Source organism: Nocardia sp. CA-120079, from assembly GCF_050955745.1.
GTDB lineage: Bacteria > Actinomycetota > Actinomycetes > Mycobacteriales > Mycobacteriaceae > Nocardia.
Genome location: NZ_CP192088.1, coordinates 4,737,003 through 4,755,467, shown reverse-complemented (window position 1 = coordinate 4,755,467; position 18,465 = coordinate 4,737,003). Strand labels below are relative to the sequence as shown.

Annotated in this window: 18 protein-coding genes; 9 read left to right on the top strand and 9 right to left on the bottom strand. The window is 64.8% G+C overall.

The genetic code is table 11. From position 1 onward, the window contains the following. Nucleotides 1–93: 93 nt before the first annotated feature. The 7 genes from ACQPYR_RS21880 to ACQPYR_RS21850 all read left to right on the top strand — a co-directional run bounded on the left by ACQPYR_RS21880 (nt 94) and on the right by ACQPYR_RS21850 (nt 7,369). Complete coding sequence (locus ACQPYR_RS21880; protein WP_433634918.1) at nt 94–1,215, top strand: phosphotransferase family protein; 1,122 nt, start codon at nt 94–96, stop codon at nt 1,213–1,215. A 107-nt stretch (nt 1,216–1,322) separates the two neighbouring features. Beyond that, nucleotides 1,323–2,177 carry an alpha/beta fold hydrolase gene (locus tag ACQPYR_RS21875; protein ID WP_433634917.1) on the top strand — a complete coding sequence of 285 codons (855 nt, stop codon included), beginning with the start codon at nt 1,323–1,325 and terminating at the stop codon, nt 2,175–2,177. 151 nt (nt 2,178–2,328) lie between these two features. After that, complete coding sequence (locus ACQPYR_RS21870) at nt 2,329–3,351, top strand: 2Fe-2S iron-sulfur cluster-binding protein (protein WP_433634916.1); 1,023 nt, start codon at nt 2,329–2,331, stop codon at nt 3,349–3,351. A 13-nt stretch (nt 3,352–3,364) separates the two neighbouring features. Beyond that, complete coding sequence (locus ACQPYR_RS21865) at nt 3,365–4,258, top strand: VOC family protein (protein ID WP_433634915.1); 894 nt, start codon at nt 3,365–3,367, stop codon at nt 4,256–4,258. Between the two features lie 67 nt (nt 4,259–4,325). Next, complete coding sequence (locus ACQPYR_RS21860) at nt 4,326–5,546, top strand: DegT/DnrJ/EryC1/StrS family aminotransferase (protein ID WP_433634914.1); 1,221 nt, start codon at nt 4,326–4,328, stop codon at nt 5,544–5,546. Nucleotides 5,547–5,705: 159 nt separating this feature from the next. Continuing rightward, nucleotides 5,706–6,419, top strand: coding sequence for a hypothetical protein (locus ACQPYR_RS21855; protein ID WP_433634913.1), 714 nt, complete (start codon nt 5,706–5,708; stop codon nt 6,417–6,419). 29 nt (nt 6,420–6,448) lie between these two features. Beyond that, on the top strand, nt 6,449–7,369 hold the full coding sequence (locus ACQPYR_RS21850) for an aldo/keto reductase (RefSeq protein WP_433634912.1): 921 nt from the start codon (nt 6,449–6,451) through the stop codon (nt 7,367–7,369). A gap of 80 nt (nt 7,370–7,449) precedes the next feature. On the opposite strand, the gene hsaA is transcribed toward ACQPYR_RS21850, so the two are convergent. Then, nucleotides 7,450–8,616 carry a 3-hydroxy-9,10-secoandrosta-1,3,5(10)-triene-9,17-dione monooxygenase oxygenase subunit gene (gene hsaA, locus ACQPYR_RS21845; protein WP_433634911.1) on the bottom strand — a complete coding sequence of 389 codons (1,167 nt, stop codon included), beginning with the start codon at nt 8,614–8,616 and terminating at the stop codon, nt 7,450–7,452. Nucleotides 8,617–8,809: 193 nt separating this feature from the next. After that, nucleotides 8,810–9,349 (bottom strand): flavin reductase family protein, encoded by a 540-nt coding sequence (locus tag ACQPYR_RS21840; protein ID WP_433634910.1) that lies wholly within the window; start codon nt 9,347–9,349, stop codon nt 8,810–8,812. 171 nt (nt 9,350–9,520) lie between these two features. On the opposite strand from ACQPYR_RS21840, the gene ACQPYR_RS21835 reads away from it, so the two are divergent. Together ACQPYR_RS21835 and ACQPYR_RS21830 are read left to right on the top strand one after the other, a co-directional pair. Beyond that, nucleotides 9,521–10,666 carry a Rieske 2Fe-2S domain-containing protein gene (locus tag ACQPYR_RS21835; RefSeq protein ID WP_433634909.1) on the top strand — a complete coding sequence of 382 codons (1,146 nt, stop codon included), beginning with the start codon at nt 9,521–9,523 and terminating at the stop codon, nt 10,664–10,666. Then, nucleotides 10,663–10,935 carry a ferredoxin gene (locus tag ACQPYR_RS21830; protein WP_433634908.1) on the top strand — a complete coding sequence of 91 codons (273 nt, stop codon included), beginning with the start codon at nt 10,663–10,665 and terminating at the stop codon, nt 10,933–10,935. The genes ACQPYR_RS21835 and ACQPYR_RS21830 overlap by 4 nt, the downstream gene beginning before the upstream one ends. Before the next feature lie 251 nt (nt 10,936–11,186). Here the strand turns inward: ACQPYR_RS21830 and ACQPYR_RS21825 are convergent, their stop codons facing one another. The 7 genes from ACQPYR_RS21825 to ACQPYR_RS21795 all read right to left on the bottom strand — a co-directional run bounded on the left by ACQPYR_RS21825 (nt 11,187) and on the right by ACQPYR_RS21795 (nt 18,465). Then, nucleotides 11,187–12,263 (bottom strand): hypothetical protein, encoded by a 1,077-nt coding sequence (locus ACQPYR_RS21825; protein WP_433634907.1) that lies wholly within the window; start codon nt 12,261–12,263, stop codon nt 11,187–11,189. Nucleotides 12,264–12,354: 91 nt separating this feature from the next. Next, entirely contained in the window at nt 12,355–13,389 is a 1,035-nt protein-coding gene (locus tag ACQPYR_RS21820; protein WP_433634906.1) for a phosphotransferase family protein, read from the bottom strand. Next, a complete protein-coding gene (locus tag ACQPYR_RS21815; protein ID WP_433634905.1) occupies nt 13,386–14,348 on the bottom strand; it encodes an alpha/beta hydrolase in 963 nt (320 codons plus the stop codon). The genes ACQPYR_RS21820 and ACQPYR_RS21815 overlap by 4 nt, the downstream gene beginning before the upstream one ends. 25 nt (nt 14,349–14,373) lie before the next feature. After that, nucleotides 14,374–15,261: an SDR family oxidoreductase gene (locus ACQPYR_RS21810; RefSeq protein ID WP_433634904.1), complete on the bottom strand. Its 888-nt coding sequence runs from the start codon at nt 15,259–15,261 to the stop codon at nt 14,374–14,376. Nucleotides 15,262–15,408: 147 nt separating this feature from the next. Further along, nucleotides 15,409–15,885: a nuclear transport factor 2 family protein gene (locus ACQPYR_RS21805; protein ID WP_433634903.1), complete on the bottom strand. Its 477-nt coding sequence runs from the start codon at nt 15,883–15,885 to the stop codon at nt 15,409–15,411. Between the two features lie 153 nt (nt 15,886–16,038). Beyond that, the gene (locus ACQPYR_RS21800) at nt 16,039–17,631 is read right to left on the bottom strand and encodes an acyl-CoA synthetase (protein WP_433634902.1); all 1,593 of its coding nucleotides are present in this window, start codon (nt 17,629–17,631) and stop codon (nt 16,039–16,041) included. Nucleotides 17,632–17,664: 33 nt separating this feature from the next. Beyond that, on the bottom strand, nt 17,665–18,465 hold the full coding sequence (locus tag ACQPYR_RS21795) for an enoyl-CoA hydratase/isomerase family protein (RefSeq protein WP_433634901.1): 801 nt from the start codon (nt 18,463–18,465) through the stop codon (nt 17,665–17,667).

Sequence of the window (18,465 nt, the reverse complement as noted above, 5' to 3'; positions counted from 1 at the left end):
GCACATACGTTCCACTGGCCGGACGCATCCACTGTGAAGCAGCTCACCACGGTGCAGCATTGCTGCGCACTTCGACGCCACAGGAGGATGACAATGGCTGTCAACGATCCGCAGCAGACTCAATGGAAGATCACGGTCAGCGAACTCGGACTGGATGATCTGTCCAACCGGCTGATCGAGTGGATCAGCCCTCGGCTCGGTGCGGACGCACCCGTGCGGATCTCTCATATCGAACGGCCGGACGCCGGAATGTCCGGGGCCACTGTGCTTTTCGATGCCGAGTGGACCGATGCGGGCGCGCTGCGGTCGGGGTCCTACGTCATGCGGATGCCACCCGCGAGCATTCCCTTGATGCGTACCTATGATCTGGAAAAGCAGTACGAGGTGATGCGGGCGGTCGCCGATTCCGGTGCGGTGCCCGTGCCCGAGCTGTGCTGGCAAGAGACCGACGAAACCGCCCTGGGCACACCGTTCTTCATCATGCGCAAGGTGGACGGCCGTATCCCCTCGGACAATCCGCCGTACGTATTCATGGGCTGGATCCTCGAATCCGCCCCGGACGAACGCCTGAGCCTGATGCACAACACGGTCGACGTATTGGCGAAGCTACATGCGATAGCCGATGCGCAGCAACGGTTTCCGATGCTCTGCGCGGACGGTTCCGGCCTGCGCTGCCACGTCGAGGAAACCCGAGCCTGGTACCGCTGGGGTCTGGCGGACGAGGGCCACCCGGTTCCGTTGATCGAGCGCGGCTTCGACTGGCTCGAGGCCAACTGGCCCGCCGATCCGGGGCCGGATGTGCTCAGCTGGGGCGATTCCCGTCCCGCCAACATCATCTACGACGGCGTAGAGCCCGCGGCCGTCATCGACTGGGAGATGGCCGCTCTCGGGCCGCGCGAGATCGACGTCGCATGGATCATCTACATGCACGCATTCTTCCAGTTCCTCGCCACCATGCACGGAGCGCCCGGCCTGCCCGATTTCCTGCGCCGCGACGACGTGGTGGCGCGCTACGAGGAGGCCAGCGAGAGCACGCTGCGGAATCTGGATTTCTACCTGGTCTACGCCGGTATCCGGCACGCCATCGCCATGGCGCGCGGCAAGGTCCGGATGATCGGCTTCGGCGAGGACGTCGCGCCACAGGATCCCGACGACTACATCATGCAGCGACCGCTGCTCACCGCACTTCTGGAAGGAAAACACAAGTGGGAGTGAGTTGTTCGTAACTCCCAGTGGGCGGAACCATCGCCGTGGACGACCTCGCCGGCGCTCTAGCGTCCGCCCTGACCCTGTTCCACGCAAAGAGAGGGCGGATATCTCCTATGTCCGAGCTGACTTACGAGAACACCCTGCGCGAGCTGCCGACCGACAACGGCGTGCTGCGCTACCACGAGGCCGGTGACGGTCCCCCACTCCTGCTACTGCACGGCTCTGGTCCGGGGGTGACCGGATGGCGCAACTATCGCGGCAACCTCGCGGTGCTCGCCGAACACTTCCGGTGCCTGGTCCTGGAATTCCCCGGCTTCGGCGTGAGCGACCCGACCGACGAGCATCCGATGACTGCCGCACCGAAGGCGGTGCTGCGCTTCCTATCCGGACTCGGGCTCCAACGCGTCGACGTGATCGGCAACTCCATGGGCGGGATCGTCGGCGCCAATCTGGCCATCGCGAATCCCGATGTGTTCGGCCGCATCGTCACCATCGGCGGCGTGGGCCGCAATCTGTTCAGCCCCGGCCCAGGCGAAGGCATCAACCTGCTCATGGATTTCACCGACGACCCAACCCGGGAACGCCTCCTGGACTGGCTGCACTCGATGGTCTATGACCGCTCGATCGTCACCGAGCAGATGATCGAGGAACGCTGGGAGCTGGCCACCGAACCGAAGACCCTCGAAGCCGCGCGGCGCATGTACGGCCGCGCAGCCATGACAGCGGGCATCGCCGCCGCGGCCGCAGGTGACAAGCCACCGTATTGGGCGATGCTGCACAAGATCACGGCTCCTACCCTCATCACCTGGGGTCGCGACGACCGCGTGAGCCCGCTGGACATGGCCCTGCTGCCCATGCGCACCATTCCGAACAGCGAACTCCATGTGTTCCCCAACTGTGGCCACTGGGTGATGATCGAGCAGAAAGCCGCCTGGGAAAGCGCGGTACTCGCCTTCCTGACTCGCTGAACAGCCGCTTCCGCCCGGCAGTTCGTCGTCCAGTCAGTGAAATTACGCGGCCCGGCCCCTTGCCCGGCGAAGCAGACTGGCGCCAATCGGTCTTCTGTCCGCAGGAAGCGCCCCAGCCCCGCCGTCTCGGCGGAGATCACAGGAAGCAGATATGCCGGATCCCGTTGTGCATCGTCTCCGGGTGACCGCGGTCATCGCCGAGACAGCGGAAAGTTGTTCGCTGGTATTCCAGGCAGCGAACGAATTCCACTATGCCCCTGGGCAATTCCTGACCATGCGGATACCCGTGGCAGACGGATCAGTGGCGCGATGCTACTCGCTGGCGTCGTCACCGCACCGGGGCGAGCCACCGAAGGTGACGGTCAAGCGAGTGGCGGGCGGACTGGCTTCGAACTGGATCTGCGATCATGTCAGGGCCGGGACGATCATCGAAACACTCGTTCCGGCAGGAATTTTCACGCCCCGCTCACTGGACGACGACCTACTGCTGTTCGCAGGAGGTAGCGGCATCACGCCGATCATGTCGATCGTGAAATCGGTGCTGCACGCCGGAAACGGCCGCGTGGTGCTGATCTACGCCAACCAGGACGAGAACTCGGTAATCTTTGCCGCCGAACTCGCCGAACTGGCTCGCGACAATCCGAAACGACTGGTGACGGTGCACTGGCTGGTCAGCGTGCAAGGACTGCCCGATGTGGCCACGCTGCGGGAGCTGACCCGGCCATATGGCGGACACGACGCATTTCTGTGCGGACCGGAGCCGTTCATGGATGCGGCGGCGGAGGCCTTGCGCCAGTTGGGCTTCACGCGCGACCACGTGCACACCGAACGATTCCTGTCCCTGTCCGGAGATCCGTTCACCACAAGCGCCGAGGATCAGATCGCCGACGCGCAGAGTGATGCCGCACAGGTCGAAGTCGAGCTCGACGGTGCGGTGACCACGCATCCGTGGCCGCGTGCGCGCCGACTGCTCGACGTGCTACTCGATGCCGGTCTCGCGGCTCCCTATTCCTGTAGGGAGGGCGCATGCAGTGCCTGCGCCTGCCGAGTCCTCGACGGCGAGGTCAAGATGCTGCGCAACGAGGTCTTGGAGGAAGCGGACTTGGCCGAGGGATACGTGCTGTCCTGCCAGGCCGTTCCCGTGACCGACAGCGTGAAAGTCAGCTATTCGTGAGAGAGGAAATCCCTTGAGCGACATCCATTCGTTGGGCTACGTCAAGATCGAGGTCACCGATGCCGACGCCTGGCGGCAATTCGCGTTCGACACCGTAGGCTTCGCGCGGGGCACCGGACCGGACCCCGACGGGGTTTACCTGCGCACGGACGAGCATCAGCACCGGCTCGCGCTGATCCCCGGCAGCGTCGACCAGGTGCTGGCTGTCGGCTGGCAGGCACGTGACAGCGCGGCGCTGGCCCGCGTGGGCGAGGCGGTGTCGGCGGCCGGTATCTCGGTGAAGGCCCTCTCGCAGGCCGAGGCCGAAGAGCGGGGCGTCGAGGACGTCATCGCATTCGACGACCCCTGCGGCACACCGGTGGAGATGTTCCACGGCCCGAAACTCGATCACAGTCCGTCGATCTCCCCACACGGCAACCGATTCGTCACCGGCGCATTGGGTCTCGGCCACATCGTGATCCCGGTAGGCGATATCGACACGGCCAACCGCTTCTACACCGAGGTACTCGGGTTCAGCGCTCGCGGCGCTTTTCGGATGCCCACGCCACCCGAACTCGGGCCGTTGCGAATCCGCTTCCTCAGCACCAACCGGCGCCACCATACGCTCGCACTGATGCCGCTGTCGGAGCCGGGCGCGCCCCGATTGATCCACATCATGGTGGAGGTCGACCAGCTCGACGATGTCGGGCGCGCCCTCGATCGGGTTGTCAAGGGCGGCTACCACCTGTCATCCACTCTCGGTCGGCACACCAACGACAAGATGATCTCCTTCTACGTTCGCACCCCGGGCGGCTGGGATCTCGAGTTCGGCACCGAGGGGATGCTGGTCGACGAAAACCACTACACGGCAGAGGAAATCACTGCCGACAGCTACTGGGGCCACGAGTGGTCCTGGTCGAAGGGCTGATCACCTCGGCCCGCCGGAAATCTTCCGCACCCCAGACCTTTTCGCCACGACAACAAGGAGTAATACCGTGACCCGGGTCATCTACGCGCGCAGCGTGCACGACGAAGCCGAGATCAACGCCTGCCTAGAGGTGCTGCGCGGCGGCCCCTACGCACTCAAGATCGGCAAGAACGTCGCCGAAATGGAACAGCGGGTCGCCGACCTCTACGGCAAGAAGCTCGGCCTGATGTGCAATTCCGGCTCCTCCGCGCTATACCTCGCGCTCGAATTGCTGGACCTGCCCAAGGGGTCGGAGGTCATCACCTCCCCACTCACCTTCTCCACCGACGTCTCCCCCATCGTGCGCGGCGGCTGGATCCCGGTCTTCGTCGACGTCGAGCCCGACACCTACAACGTCGACGCCGCCAAGATCGAGGAGCTGATCACCGACAAAACCAAGGCGATCCTGGTCCCGAATCTCGCGGGCAATGCGCCGGACTGGGACGCCATCCGCGAAATCGCCGATCGGCACGGCCTGAAGGTGATCGAGGATTCCTGCGACTGCATCGGAACCACCCTGCGCGGCATCAAGACCGGCAGCCGCAGCGACATCACAGTCACCAGTTTCGCCATGGCGCACATCATCACCTGCGCCGGCAATGGCGGCATGGTGTGCGTGGACGACGAGCGCCTGCGCGACCGCGGTCTCATGCTGCGCCGCTGGGGCCGACGCTCGGAGCCGCACCTGTTCGGCTCGCAGGCCGCCAAGACCGGCCGGGTATTCCGCGAGGACCTCGACGGCGTGGCCTACGACAATGACTTCATCTTCGACGTGCTGCCCTGGAATTTCGAGCCGTCCGAGCTCGGCGCCGCCTTCGGCCTGGTACAGCTTTCGAAGTTGGAGAAGAATTACGCCCGCCGTGCCGAGATCTTCGAGGCGTTCACCGGCGCCTTCGGCAGCTACCCCACGCTGTTCCGGTTGCCCAAGCAGCTCCCCGGATTCCACACCGCATGGCTCTGCTACCCGGTCACCGTCCGCGAAGACGCCGGTTTCACCCGTTCGGACCTGCAAGAGCACCTCGAGGGCGTCGGCATCGACACCCGCACGGTGTGGAGCGGCAACGTCACCCGGCATCCGATGATGCGCAATGTCGAATACCGTATTCCCGCAAGCGGATTGCCCAATGCCGACGAGGTCTTCGAGCGCGGCATGTCGCTGGGTATGAGCCACGGCATGAGCGACGAAGAATTGAACCACGTCGTCAAGAGCATCCACGAATTCGCGGCACGCCACGTATCCAGGAACTGAACCCGCACAGCGACATTCGGCCGGTCGGCGCTGTTCACCTCATCCACGACCGGCCATACCCGAGATGCCGTCCCGGTCCCGCGCACCGCGATCCGCGGCCCGGGACGGCCGATCATTTGCCCGATGCATCGGGCACGGAAGCCAACCGAGGAGACCACGATGGGGTCGACAGGCACTACCCGAGCGGACGCACCGGCCGCGTTGACTTCAACCACGACGAGCCTGGGCCACCTCGCCCTGCACTTCCGGCCGGGCGAGCGAGCGCTCGCCGTCCGCTTCTTCGAACTGCTCGGCGGTCGAATCCAGGAGTTCCCCAACAAGTTCTCCGACGAGCCGCTGTACATCATCGCCATGGACAGCGCGGAGCCCGACCGCGCGAACAACATCATCTATCTGTTCGCGCTCAAACCCGCGCAGATGGAGTTGGAAGCCGTCATCGCGGAGAGCCTCGGTGCCAATACCGACGAGCCGCACCCGGTGCTGCGCAGGTTCCTGGAGCAGCGTGCCCAGTGGCCGGAGTCGTACCTGCATTTCGGCCTCCACTTCAGCGAGCTTGATCAGCTGGAGGCGGCGGTGCTGCGACTGCAGGCCGAGATGGCGGCGAATCCGGAGTTCGCGGCGCGCATCCAGAGCATGCAGGTCCTAAAGGCACGCGGGGAGGACGGCGACACCGAAATCGACGAGCGCATGGCCGCGTCGCCGGTGTTCTCCCAAGTCGAGGACTTCGCCTACGGCCGGCACGGCGTGCAGGTGCACCTCCGGACCGATTTGTTCGCAACGGGTCTGAGCCTTTTCGGCTCGGTGGTCGAACTCGACTATGTCTTCACCGGCCCGGGCCGCGAGCGCAATGCCTTCAATTCGCTCATCTCTTGAACTCATCCACGTATGTCGAGAGGACTGATATGGAAACACGAAAGCTCGGCGAGGACGGTCCGCCACTGTCGGTTGTCGGCTTGGGCTGCAACAACTTCGGCATGAAGCTGGACCTCGCGGACAGCGCCGCGGTGATCGACGCGGCCATCGACGCAGGCATCACGCATTTCGACACCGCCGAAATGTACGGCGGAGGCAAGTCGGAGGAGTTCATCGGTGCCACCCTCGGCAGCCGCCGGGATCAGGTCGTGATCGCCACCAAGTTCCTGCCGCGGCCCAAGGACGAGCCCTACACGCCCGGTGCGCTGCGCCGCCGAATTCTCGAGGGCTGCGAAACCAGTCTGCGGCGCTTGCGCACCGACCGGATCGACCTCTACTACCAGCACTACCCCGATGCCGAAGGCCCGGTGGACGAGGCTCTCGAAACGCTCGACGGACTGGTTCAGGCGGGCAAAGTGCTGTACATCGCTTCATCGAACGTGACCGGCGAGCAAGTGGATACGGCGGCGAAAGTCGCTGCGGCGAAATCGCTCCCACGGTATTGCGGCACGCAGGTCGAGTGGAATCTGCTCTCCCGCACCGTCGAGCAGGAACTGGTACCCGCGGCCCGCGCCGCCAATGTCGGAATCGTGCCCTACTTCCCACTGGCCTCGGGTCTCCTCACCGGCAAATACCAGCGCGGCGAGCCTTACCCGAGCGGTTCGCGACTGGACACCATGGCCTACTTTCGGACAGTCGACAAAAAGGAGAATTTCGCGCGGCTCGATGCACTGACCGCCTTCGCGCAAGAACGCGGCCACTCCATCCTGGAATTGGCCATGGCGTGGCTGGCCGGGCAGCAGGGCGTCGCGTCCATCATCGCCGGCGCGACGACTCCGGAGCAGGTCAGGACCAATGTCTCCGCGATCGGCTGGACCCTCACCGACGAGGACCTCGCTACTCTGCCGTAGCGCGCCGAAGCAGTCGCTCGGTCGGTGTAACTACTGGGGTGCACGATCAGCTGGCATACGGTGCCCGAAGGGCGTGCACCTCAGTACATTCCTTCGTTGATCGTCACCCCGAATTCGCCGCGACCATACATCGCCAGGGCGCGTTCGACATCGTTGATCACGTGGACGCTGCCGGCGTGCACATCGCGCCAATGCCGTTCGATCGGGTTACCCAGTTCGAGGGAGTGACCGCCAGAGTTGTCGAACAGCATCTCGACCGCCCGCAATGCGCGCTCGATGCCGAGGACCTGATCACGTCGGGCGCGCAGCCGTAAGCGCTCCGGAAGCTCTTCTCCGGCTTCGACGTAGCGGGTCTGCTCGGCGACGTTGTAGTCCAGTGCGAGCAGCGCGGCGTCTATCTCGCCGGCGGCACGAGCCACGCGGACGTGGGCGAATGGATCGTCGGCCACCTTCTGACCGCCGTAGGACAGGCGTACCCGCGCCTGCATACGCTCGATATGGGCGTCGTAAGCGCCTTGCGTCGCACCGAGGATCGCGCTGGTGATGGCATAGGAGAACACCATCCCGAACGGAAGTTTATACAGCGGCGCGGTATTGACCTTGTGGCCTGGACCGCGCAGCAGGTTCTGATCCAAGGCGCTGAAGGCGCGATGCCATGGCACGAACGTCCGGTCGATGACGATGTCGTTGCTGCCGGTGCCGGACAGGCCGACCACGTTCCAGACGTCCTCGACGACATAGTCGGTCCGCGGCACCAGGACGGTCAGGTACTCCGGCGCTTTACCATCTTCGCTCGGGCACAGCGCGCCCAGCAGCGCCCATCGGCAGTAGTCGCTGCCGGATGAGAAGCTCCACCGGCCGCTGAGCCGATAACCGCCGTCGACTTCCATGAGCTTCCCGGTCGGCGCGTAGGACGACGACACCAGGATGTCGGGGTCGTCCTTCCACACCTCGTCCTGCGCCTGCTCGTCGAAAAGCGCGATCTGCCAAGGATGTATGCCCAGCACCGCGGATACCCAGCCGGTCGATGGGCAGGCGCCCGCGATAGCGCGCACCACCTCATACGCCTCGGCGAGGCCGGATTCGTACCCGCCATAGCGTTTGGGCTGCAGCATGCGAAAGACGCCCGCCGCGGTGAGTTCGCCGATCGTGTCTTCGGGCACCCGGCGCTGCTGGTCGGCGCGTACCGCCCGCGCACGGATCCCTGGCAGTAGACCGTCGACCTTCGCCAGCACTCTGTTGCCCATGAAACCCTCTCCCTCGCATCAATAGCCCGGACCGGCCAGCAGGCCGCAGGCCACTTCGGCTCCGGTGCAGTAGCTCGCTCGCGGCATCGGAGGCCAGAGCCGCTGATGCGACGACGGTATGTGCAACGTGCCCACCAATCAGCGCGAAATTTCAACCAGCGGAACGACCCTCGCGTGTGGCGATTCCGGCCGGTCAGAACCAGTCGGCGGGGCTGAAGGACATGGGATGCTGGGGCATCGGCAAGCCCAGGGTCGCGAAGGCCGAGCGGAAGAACAGTAGGGGGGATGCGTCGCGATGCACGGCCAGACCGGTGACGCGGGCAATCACGATGATGTGGTCACCGCCGTCCAATTCGCGTTCGAGTACGCAGTCGAGCGACGCGATGGATCCGTCCAGCAGTGGCGCGCCGTTTTCCGAAGGAGCCCAGTCGATTCCGGCGAACTTGTCGGTGCCGCTGCGGGCGAATTGCAGGCACAGCTCGTCCTGGTCTTCCGCCAGGATGTTCACACAGAACGCCGCTGCGGACCGGATTCGCGGCCAAGTCGACGAGGTGCGCGCCGGGCAGAAGCAGATGTAGGGCGGATCGAGTGACAGCGACGAAAAGGATTGGCAGCTGAAGCCGACCGGTTCGGCCTCGTTCATCGCGGTGATGGCGGTGACTCCGCTGCAGAAGCGGGCAAGTACGGCCTTGAAATCCGGGATGGCGATCCGGTCCTCTGATATGGAGGTCATACCGACCGATGCTAGGCAGCGCGAACATCTCGCCGAATGACGATTCCGGCCAGTGAAATCCCTTGTCCGCCGAGGTAATCGCCGGTGTTAGAACCGAGATGATGCGGAAATCCGCCGCGCTCGCGGCCACAACAGCCTGCTTCCGCACGCGAAAATCCGAGGACGGTGGACATGACAACGGTGCAGAACGAGGTGCGTCGGATCGAAGCAGATGCGGCGCCTACCCGTTTCGCCCGCGGCTGGCACTGCCTGGGCCTGATCCGGGACTTCTCCGATGGCAAACCGCATTCGATCCGAGCGTTCGGGACCAAACTCGTCGTCTTCCGCGGCTCGGGCGGCAAGCTCAATGTGCTGGACGCCTACTGTCGGCACATGGGTGGCGATCTGTCCGAGGGCGCGGTCAAAGGCAATGAAATCGCCTGCCCGTTCCACGACTGGCGCTGGGGTGGCGACGGCCGCTGCAAGCAGATTCCCTATAGCAAGCGCGTTCCGTTGCTGGCCCGCACCCAGGCGTGGAAGACCCTGGAACAAGACGGCATGCTGTTCGTCTGGAACGACCCGGAGGGCAATGCGCCGCCCGCCGATGTCACCATTCCCCGCATCGAGGGCGCGGACAGCGACGAGTGGACCGATTGGCACTGGTACACGACCGTCGTGAACACCAACTGCCGCGAGATCATCGACAACGTCGTCGATATGGCCCACTTCTTCTACATCCATGGGTCCCTACCGACCTACTTCAAGAATGTATTCGAAGGCCCCGTCGCGACCCAGTACTTCAAGAGCGCCGCCCGCGCGGATCTCAAAGGCAGCCCGGACAAGCCGAAGTCACTCGGCACCACTTCGGTCGCCTCCTACCACGGACCGTCGTTCATGATCGATGACCTCATCTACCACTACGATCGCGGTGGCGATCAGCAGACCGTGCTCATCAACTGCCACTATCCGATCGACGAGAATTCCTTCGTCCTCATGTACGGGATTATCGTCAAGAAGTCGGATCAGCTACCCGCCGACGAGGCGATGAAGCTCGCGATCGGCCTCGGCGACTGGGTCAAGGTCGGCTTCGAGCAGGACGTGGCGATCTGGAGGTCCAAGACCCGCATCGACAACCCGCTGCTGTGCGAGGAGGACGGCCCGGTCTACCAGCTGCGCCGATGGTACGAGCAGTTCTACGTCGACGCCGCCGACGTGAAGCCGGAGATGGTGGACCGCTTCGAATTCGAGCTCGACACCACCCGCCCAGTCGAGGCGTGGCAGCGGCAGATCGACGAGAACATCGCCCGTCAGGCCGAGACCGAGAAGGCAACGTCATGAGTGTCCGCGTGGACGAGCGGTTGCGCGAAGCACCGATGGTGCCGGTGCAGTGTCGCCAATGCGGTGCGAAAGTGCTTGCGCGCAAGAGCAGTTGGGCGCAAACCAGTGTCCAGTGGGACGCCGCCGCCTCCGCCGCCTGCATGGAGCGCCACACCGCTAGTGCGCTGCCATCGGGCAAGCCCCTGCCTCACTGCTCACAACTGCGCGAATCCTTGTGGCAGGCAGCCGAATCCGGCGCGCTACCGATCCTGGAGCCTCCCCCGAGCTGAGCGGAGACATCGCTGCCGTCGGTAACCTGACCTTCACCGAGGGCATCCCGCGACTCGGCACGTATTGAGACGATCGAGCCCGGGGCACAGGGCCCGCCGAGAGGTTGTTTGCAAACACCTCGCTCGGCGGGCCCTCGCATGGGTGGACCATCCCATCCCCGGACGCTGAAATTCCCAAATGCTGAAGTACCCAACGGCATAGCAATTCGGCCCCACCCTCGCGAGGGTGGGGCCGAATTCGTCGCGCGCCGTTACGCGACGAGCATCCAGTCGGGTTTGGCCTCGTCGGGGTAGATCGCGGGCATGCCGAGATCGTAGGCGTTGCTGAGGGTTCGGATGAAGTCCCCATCGTGTAGGGGCTCGCTGGGAATGTCGAGTGCGATGCCGCCCGCCTGCAGGTCCTTGGCGAAGGTGTCGAAGACCTGGTCCAGTGTCAGATCGGCGGTGCCGTCCATGTTCTTCTTCAGCTCGTCGTAGTCGGCGAAGACCTCGGCCGACCAGTGCACCAGAAATCGCAGGTCGTCAGTGCGGTGGCGAGCGATCACCTCGTTGCCGGTTTTCAGCACCCAGTGGTCCCGATCATCCGGATCACCGGCGAACACCGTGTCGAAGCCCAGGCCCTGCGGCTTGCGTTGTGCGAGTGGGCCATTGGCCTCGCCGCGGTGCACCATCATCTCGTTCTGCACGAGTACACCCTTGTTGTACGTGGGTGGCAGCAGTCGCTGCGGCTGCTCGAGCGGTCCCTCGGGCCAGTAGGTGAAGCCGGACGCTTCGTCGTGACAGAACCAGGTGATGACCTGGGCCATCTTGATCAGATAGTCCTGGAACAGGCCGGACTTCCCCATGACGCTCAACAGCCAGGTGGGCGTGTTACCGATGCGCAGCCCCCGGAAACTGGGCGAGTCCAGATGGCCGGGGTCCATGTTCCCGCAGGGACCGTTGATGTTGAACAGCATCATCTCGGGCTTGGCGTACTCGGCCTTCCAGTACTGCTTGGCCAGATCGATGAACCGATCGTTGTAGAAGCAGTCGTTGATCTCCGGGTACAGGCTGGTCCCGTAGTTGGCGAGATAGCCGCGGAAGGTCGGGGTGAGATACATGTCCAGCGTGGGCGTCACGCCGTCGGGCATATTGCCGCTCATCGTCGCGATCAGCTCCTCGCCGGAGGCGAAATGCTGGGCGATGATCAATTTCCACGGCCCGTGGTCGCGTACCACACCGAGCAGCCGGTCGCGCTGGTCGTCGGTGTAGACGCCGGTCAGTTCCTGCGGGGGCGCAGCCGGCCGCAGTACATCCGATAGTCTTGCCTTCTGCTCGGCAGTGAGCATCGCGTTCTCCTTAACTCGCCAGGCAAAGTGACGAAAGTCATTCTCGCCGTGCGATTTCGAGCAAAATTCCGTTCGTCCACTCAGCGGTACGTCAGTGCTCGCGGTATGTCGCGAGTCCGCGGTCGACCAGCGGCTCGACCATGCCGCCGATGTCCTCGAAACCGGTACCGACGGTGACTCCCTGGGAGTGGCGGTAGTGGATTCCCTCCAGGATCACTGCCAATTTGAAGCAGGCGTATGCCTGGTACCAGGAGAAGTTCGCCAGACGGCGACCGCTGCGTTCCTCGTATCGGGCGGCCAGCACATCCCACGACGGATAGCCGGGATGCGCACCTGGTGTGCCGGCTATCGGGTTGTCGATACCACGCCAGCCCTCCCAGAACATGTGGACCATGCCTACGTCGCTCAAAGGGTCGCCGAGTGTGGACATCTCCCAGTCCAGCACCGCTCGTACACGCGGCGCGACACCGACGTCGAGAATCGTATTGTCCAGGCGATAATCTCCGTGCACGACCGACACCGGCGCGTCGGTGGGCAATCCGGTCGCGAGCTTGGTGACGAGCTCGTCGAACCCGGGGACGGTGCGAGATCGGGAGGCCGCGAGCTGCTTCGACCAGCGGGCGAGCTGCCGCTCCAGGAATCCGATCGGACGGCCGAAATCGGTGAGGCCGACCCGGTCCGGGGCGAGCCGATGCAGATCGGACAGGGTATCAATGAACGCTTCGCCGATGACGCCGCGGCAGTCGAAGGGAACCGCGATCAAATCGGCGTCCGAACGGAGCACGCAACCGCGAATCCGTTCCATCACATAGAAATTGACCGGCGGCCCCGCGACCGACAGCAGGATGCGCGGCACCGGAAATCCTGCCCTGCCCAGCGCCAGCTGGACGCGTACCTCCCGACCCATATCGTGGGCGGTTGCCAGCACATGCCCAAGGGGCGGGCGGCGCAGCACCCACTCCGTCATGCCATCGGTCAGCACGTAGGTCAGATTGCTGCGTCCACCGGACAGCAGATCCAGGTGCAGCGGCCCGACGAGGTCGACGCCCGCCTCGTCGACGAGCAGTTGTGCGACTGCGTCCAGATCGATATCGTCCTGTTCGGCGGGCACCGACTTCGGCATCATGCATCCGCCCGGGGTCCGAACGGCAGCGGATGAGCGAACTTCGCCCGCAGCAGCGCGCCGGTCTCGGCGATCGCGAGGGCGGCACGGGCGCTTTCCCCGCGCATCAGGAACCCGTGCAGCACACCGGGATAGCGGGTGTGGGTGGTTTGGACGCGAGCATCGCGCAACCGTTGTGCATACCGTTCGCCCCAGTCCCGGATCGGGTCGCATTCTCCGGTCACGACGATGGCCGGTGGCAGGCCGGTCAGATCCGCGGCATACGCAGGCAGCCGATACGCATCCTCTGGCGCGCCGACTCGGGTGTCCGCCAGTGTGTGCATGAAATGGATATCGTCCACGACCAGCATCGGCGCGTCGGCCATCGCAAGCACTGATGGCGCGGCCATATCGCGGTCCAGGCCCGGGTACAGCAGTACCTGGCAGAAGATATCGGGGCCGCCACGATCCCGGGCGGCGAGTGCGACACCTGCGGCCAGCGCACCGCCCGCGCTGTCGCCGACTACCGCCAATCGCTCTGCGTCGACCCGCAATTCTTCGGCACGATCGCAGACCCACGCCGTCGCGGCATAGGATTCATCGAACTGAACAGGTGGCGCGGATTCCGGCGCGAGACGGTAGTCGACGCCAACAACGGTCGCGCCAGTGGCGGCCGCGAGATTCCGAGCAAGTGGCTCGAACGAGGCATTGGAGCCCATCACCAGGCCACCGCCGTGCAGGTGGACCAGCACCGGCGGACGTTTGTCGTCGGTCCGAGGACGATAGATCCGCAGCGGAATGTCACCGTAGGGACCCGGCACCGCCCGTTCTTCGATGTCGGCCATCTGGGGCAGGTTGTCCGGAAGCGGCATCGATTCCAGACCTTCCCGGACCGCCATCAACCCGCGTTTTCGCATGGGCGGGATCTCGCCGATGCGGGCGATACGCTCCGCGACATCGGGATCCAGTGGTGGGATCGGCATCGATGCTGCTCCTGTCGTCGAATGATCATGTAGTGGAGGCGGTTTCCGCCTCCGAGCGGGCATAGCGACTGCCCTGTGGCAGCACGGGTGCGCGGCGACTACGCAGCGTCTCGGCCCGTTCTTCCATGGCTGCGCCGACTGAATCCGGTTGTGTCATCAGGTAGAACGTGCCCGCGGCCGCCTGGGTAAAGATCACCTCTGCGGCCTCGATCGGGTCCATCGCGGCGGCCTTGACCGCAAGCATCGCGGCGCGCTGCGCTTCGGCCGCGTCGACATCTCCCGCTTCGACGCCATGCGCGGCGTCGAAGATGTTCGAGGTCACCGCACCGGGCAGCACTGCCTGCACGTGCACATGGTCCGCGTGCCCGGCCATTTCGACTTCCTGGTGCAGGCATTCGGTAAGTGCGAGCACCGCATGCTTACTCATGATGTAGGGCGCCTGCAGCGGCCACGGCACAACTCCCCCGACCGAGGACAGATTCCACACCCACGACGGGCCCGGGTTCGTCAGCAAGTGCGGGAGGAACGCCCGAATCCCGTGGAAAATACCGTTGATATTGATATCCACCAGCCGATTCCAATTTGCGACCGGCGTATCCCATAGATACCCGAATTGTTCCACGCCGGCGTTGTTCACCAGCAGCCGTACGGGTCCCGCCTCGGCAACGGTGCGATCGGCCAAGCGCTGAACCGCGTCCGGATCGCGCACGTCGCAGATCACATCGATGGCCTGTCCATCGGCGTGCTCCAGCTCGGAGCGCAGCGTCGCGATCGCAGTACCATCGACGTCGGCGAGCACGACGGTCATGCCGAGTTCGGTTGCGGCATAACGGGACAGGCCCGCACCGATCCCGGCACCTGCGCCCGTTATCACGGCGACTCCGCCGCCGAATGCCTCTAGAGGTGTGCTCACCGCGTCTCACCCATGTTTATCGAATTCCGCGGGGCCCGACGAATCCGTATGTCGTCGTGTAGCGCAGTCATGGTCCACTCCATGGTCGGGGTGTGAGCGCCCGCCTCGACGCGGACGCCCACACCCGGATTTGCTTCGGCAATGCGCCTAGTTGGCGGCCTGGGCAGCCTCACGTTCGGCCAGCGACACCGAGTTCTGGGTGTCGAGCACGACATGCTGGGCGGTGAACCACAGACCTTCCGGGCCGCGCGCGACCGCACCGGTGACGACGGCCGACGCCACGGCCTGGGGCAGGCCGTTGGTCACCTGAGTGGTGAGCAGGTAGGAGGCGAAGGTGGTCGACTCGCCGTCGGTGCCGGTGCGGTGCAGGTTCATGCCCATGTGCCGTAGCGGGGCCGGGCTGCCCAGCCGGTGCGGCTTCAGCCATTCCATAGTCGCATCGCGGCCCTGGAGATCGGCCCGGATGAATTCCTCGTACTCGGTCTGCCCGGTGTCGCTGCGAACCGTGTATTTCACCTCGGGGGCCAGCATGGCGGCCAGCTCGTCGTAGTTTGCCGCGTCGTAGTGCAGCCACCACGCGCCGAGCAATTCGTACAGTTCGGCCAGCGAGATGTCGTTGCTCACAATGGATCTCCCGTCGTTGGGCGCCGCAGCGCGCCGCGGCTTGGTGCGCATCGCGTCCAATGAATCCGGTCGCGATCCAGCCAGGCTAGGAGCGTGACCAACGGCACGGTCGTCGGTGTTCCGGTGGGTAGACGCCCGATTTTCCGGTGCCTGTCACCCCGCCTGCGTTCCGGGTAGCGACGAAAATCGTTCGCGCAACTGCCGCTTGAGCAGCTTGCCGCTGGGGTTTTTCGGCAGCTCATCCACGATGACGACATATTTGGGGGTCTTGTACCCTGCCAGCCGCGCACGGCAGTGCGCGATGATGTCGTCGGGGTCCAGCCGGGCACCGTCTTTCGGCACTACGGCCGCGACGACCGCCTCGATCCAGGTGGGATGCGGGACGCCGAAGACCGCTGTCTCGGCTATGCCTTCGTGGGCGTAGAGCGTTTCCTCCACCTCGCGGCTGGCCACGTTCTCGCCGCCGGTCTTGATCATGTCCTTCTTGCGGTCGACCACGTACAGGTAGCCGTCGGCGTCGACATAGCCGAGATCGCCGGAGTGGAACCAGCCGTTGCGGAATGCCTCTGCCGTGCGCGCCGCATCGTCGAGGTAGCCCGACATGGCGTGCGGGCCGCGATGCACTATCTCGCCGATCTGGCCGGTCGGCAGCGACCGGTCCTCCTCATCGACGACCGTGGTCTCGTTGTTGAGGACAGCCCGCCCCGCCGATCCGGGACGCCGCAACTGGTCTTCAGGCGGCAGTATGGTGGCGGTCGGCGCCATTTCGGTCTGACCGTAGAAGTTCCACAACCGGATGCCGGGCAACCGCTGCTGCAACTCCAGCAGGACTTCCCGCGGCATCGCGGACGCTCCGTAGTAGCCCTTCCGCAAGCTGCCCAGATCTCGGGTATCGAACGATGGTGAGCGCAGCAGCGAGATCCACACCGTGGGCGGGGCGAACAGCTTGGTCACGTCCTCCTGCTCGATCGTCGCCAGCAGTACTTCAGGCTCGGGTCGCTGGACGATGATGCTCGTCGATCCCAGATAGATGTCCGGAACCAGGAAGCAGTCCAACTGCGCGCAGTGATACAGCGGCAGCGAATGCAATTCGATGTCGTCACCGGTCATCCCGCCGTCGGCGAGCACGCTGACGTACTGCCACATCAGGCTGCGGCTCGACAGCATCGCACCCTTCGGCCGCGACTCGGTGCCGCTGGTGTACATCAGCCGCACCACCTCGTCGTCATCGATCACCAGATCCGGCAAGGGGGTTCGTGCATGATTCAGCCATTCGGCGATGTCGGTCCAGCCCGGGTAGGCAGAGCCGATCACCGCGCGCAGCCTGATGGGGGAATCCGCCTGCCGCTGTGCCTCTTCCGCGGTGACCACCAGTGCGTCCTCGACCACCAGGGCGGACGCCCGGCTGTGTTCGAGAATGTAGGCAATCTCGGCCGCACCGAGCATGAAGTTGATGGGCACCATCACGACGCCGATACGCGCGGCAGCGAACACCAGCACCGGATACTGCCAGCAGTTGCGTGCGATCACAGCCAGTCGCTCACCGCCTGTGAGCCCGGCGGCCAGCAGGGCTGCGGCGACACGGTCGATCCGCTCGTCCAACTCGGCGAAGGTGAGGCGGACGTCGCCGTCTATCAAGGCGAGCTTGGTGGGCACCCGTCTGGCCGTCCGGCGGGGAATTTCACCGAGGGCATGAGAGCGTGTGCTCCGCACCAATTCCCCTACGTTGAAGTTTGTTTCGGTCATGCCGTGTCCTCGTCTGTACGGATGCCGGGCCGCTCATTCCCCAGCGAATCGCGGCGTCCGCTTCTCGCGGAAGGCCGCGAGCGCTTCGCGCATGTCTGCTGTCCGCGTCGCCAGCACCTGGTTGCGGTTCTCGATCGACAGCGCGGCCTCCAGGGAGGAGGCGTCGACATTGGTCTGAATTACCTGTTTGGTGAGCGCCATGCCGACCGGGCTGTTGCCGCGGATCCGCTCCGCGATCTCGAGCGCCCGATCCAGCAGATCGTCGGGCTCGCACACGTCGGTGACCAATCCGATGCGCAGCGCCTCGGACGCGTCGACGAACCGTCCGGTCAGCAGGATCTCGGTGGCCCGGCCGAGCCCCAGCAGGCGCGGCAGCGCCCACGAGGTGCCGAGATCACCGCCGGAAAGCCCGATGCGCACGAACGCGGCATTGAATTTTGCTGCGGCCGAGGCGATCCGGATGTCCGCGGCGAGAGCCAGGCTCAAGCCCGCGCCGGCCGCCGGACCGTTGACAGCCGCGATTACCGGTGTGGTCATCCGCTGGAACCCGGACACCGAACGTGCCCATGACTCTTGCGCGGTCAGCATCTCCGCCGCAGACATTGCCGGCAGTGTCGCGGCTTGATCCAGGTCCAGCCCCGCGCAGAAACCCCGGCCGCTGCCGGTGAGAATCAATACGCGGGTGTCCGGATCGGATTCGATTTCCGTTTGCAGCGCGGCGAACTCATCGAACATGCGGAAGGTGATGGCGTTCAGCCGGTCGGGCCGGTCGAGGTAGGCGACGGCAATCTGCGGCTTCGGCCGTTCCACTCGCAGGGTGGTGTATTCGATCAT

What these genes read in the sequence shown, in the direction of transcription:
- ACQPYR_RS21880 (WP_433634918.1), top strand. Translation starts at nt 94, where the DNA reads ATGGCTGTCAACGATCCGCAGCAGACTCAATGGAAGATCACGGTCAGC.
- hsaA (WP_433634911.1), bottom strand. Translation starts at nt 8,616, where the DNA reads ATGGGCAACAGAGTGCTGGCGAAGGTCGACGGTCTACTGCCAGGGATC.
- ACQPYR_RS21795 (WP_433634901.1), bottom strand. Translation starts at nt 18,465, where the DNA reads ATGATCGAATACACCACCCTGCGAGTGGAACGGCCGAAGCCGCAGATT.
- ACQPYR_RS21870 (WP_433634916.1), top strand. Translation starts at nt 2,329, where the DNA reads ATGCCGGATCCCGTTGTGCATCGTCTCCGGGTGACCGCGGTCATCGCC.
- ACQPYR_RS21815 (WP_433634905.1), bottom strand. Translation starts at nt 14,348, where the DNA reads ATGCCGATCCCACCACTGGATCCCGATGTCGCGGAGCGTATCGCCCGC.
- ACQPYR_RS21840 (WP_433634910.1), bottom strand. Translation starts at nt 9,349, where the DNA reads ATGACCTCCATATCAGAGGACCGGATCGCCATCCCGGATTTCAAGGCC.
- ACQPYR_RS21850 (WP_433634912.1), top strand. Translation starts at nt 6,449, where the DNA reads ATGGAAACACGAAAGCTCGGCGAGGACGGTCCGCCACTGTCGGTTGTC.
- ACQPYR_RS21875 (WP_433634917.1), top strand. Translation starts at nt 1,323, where the DNA reads ATGTCCGAGCTGACTTACGAGAACACCCTGCGCGAGCTGCCGACCGAC.
- ACQPYR_RS21835 (WP_433634909.1), top strand. Translation starts at nt 9,521, where the DNA reads ATGACAACGGTGCAGAACGAGGTGCGTCGGATCGAAGCAGATGCGGCG.
- ACQPYR_RS21800 (WP_433634902.1), bottom strand. Translation starts at nt 17,631, where the DNA reads ATGACCGAAACAAACTTCAACGTAGGGGAATTGGTGCGGAGCACACGC.
- ACQPYR_RS21830 (WP_433634908.1), top strand. Translation starts at nt 10,663, where the DNA reads ATGAGTGTCCGCGTGGACGAGCGGTTGCGCGAAGCACCGATGGTGCCG.
- ACQPYR_RS21855 (WP_433634913.1), top strand. Translation starts at nt 5,706, where the DNA reads ATGGGGTCGACAGGCACTACCCGAGCGGACGCACCGGCCGCGTTGACT.
- ACQPYR_RS21825 (WP_433634907.1), bottom strand. Translation starts at nt 12,263, where the DNA reads ATGCTCACTGCCGAGCAGAAGGCAAGACTATCGGATGTACTGCGGCCG.
- ACQPYR_RS21820 (WP_433634906.1), bottom strand. Translation starts at nt 13,389, where the DNA reads ATGATGCCGAAGTCGGTGCCCGCCGAACAGGACGATATCGATCTGGAC.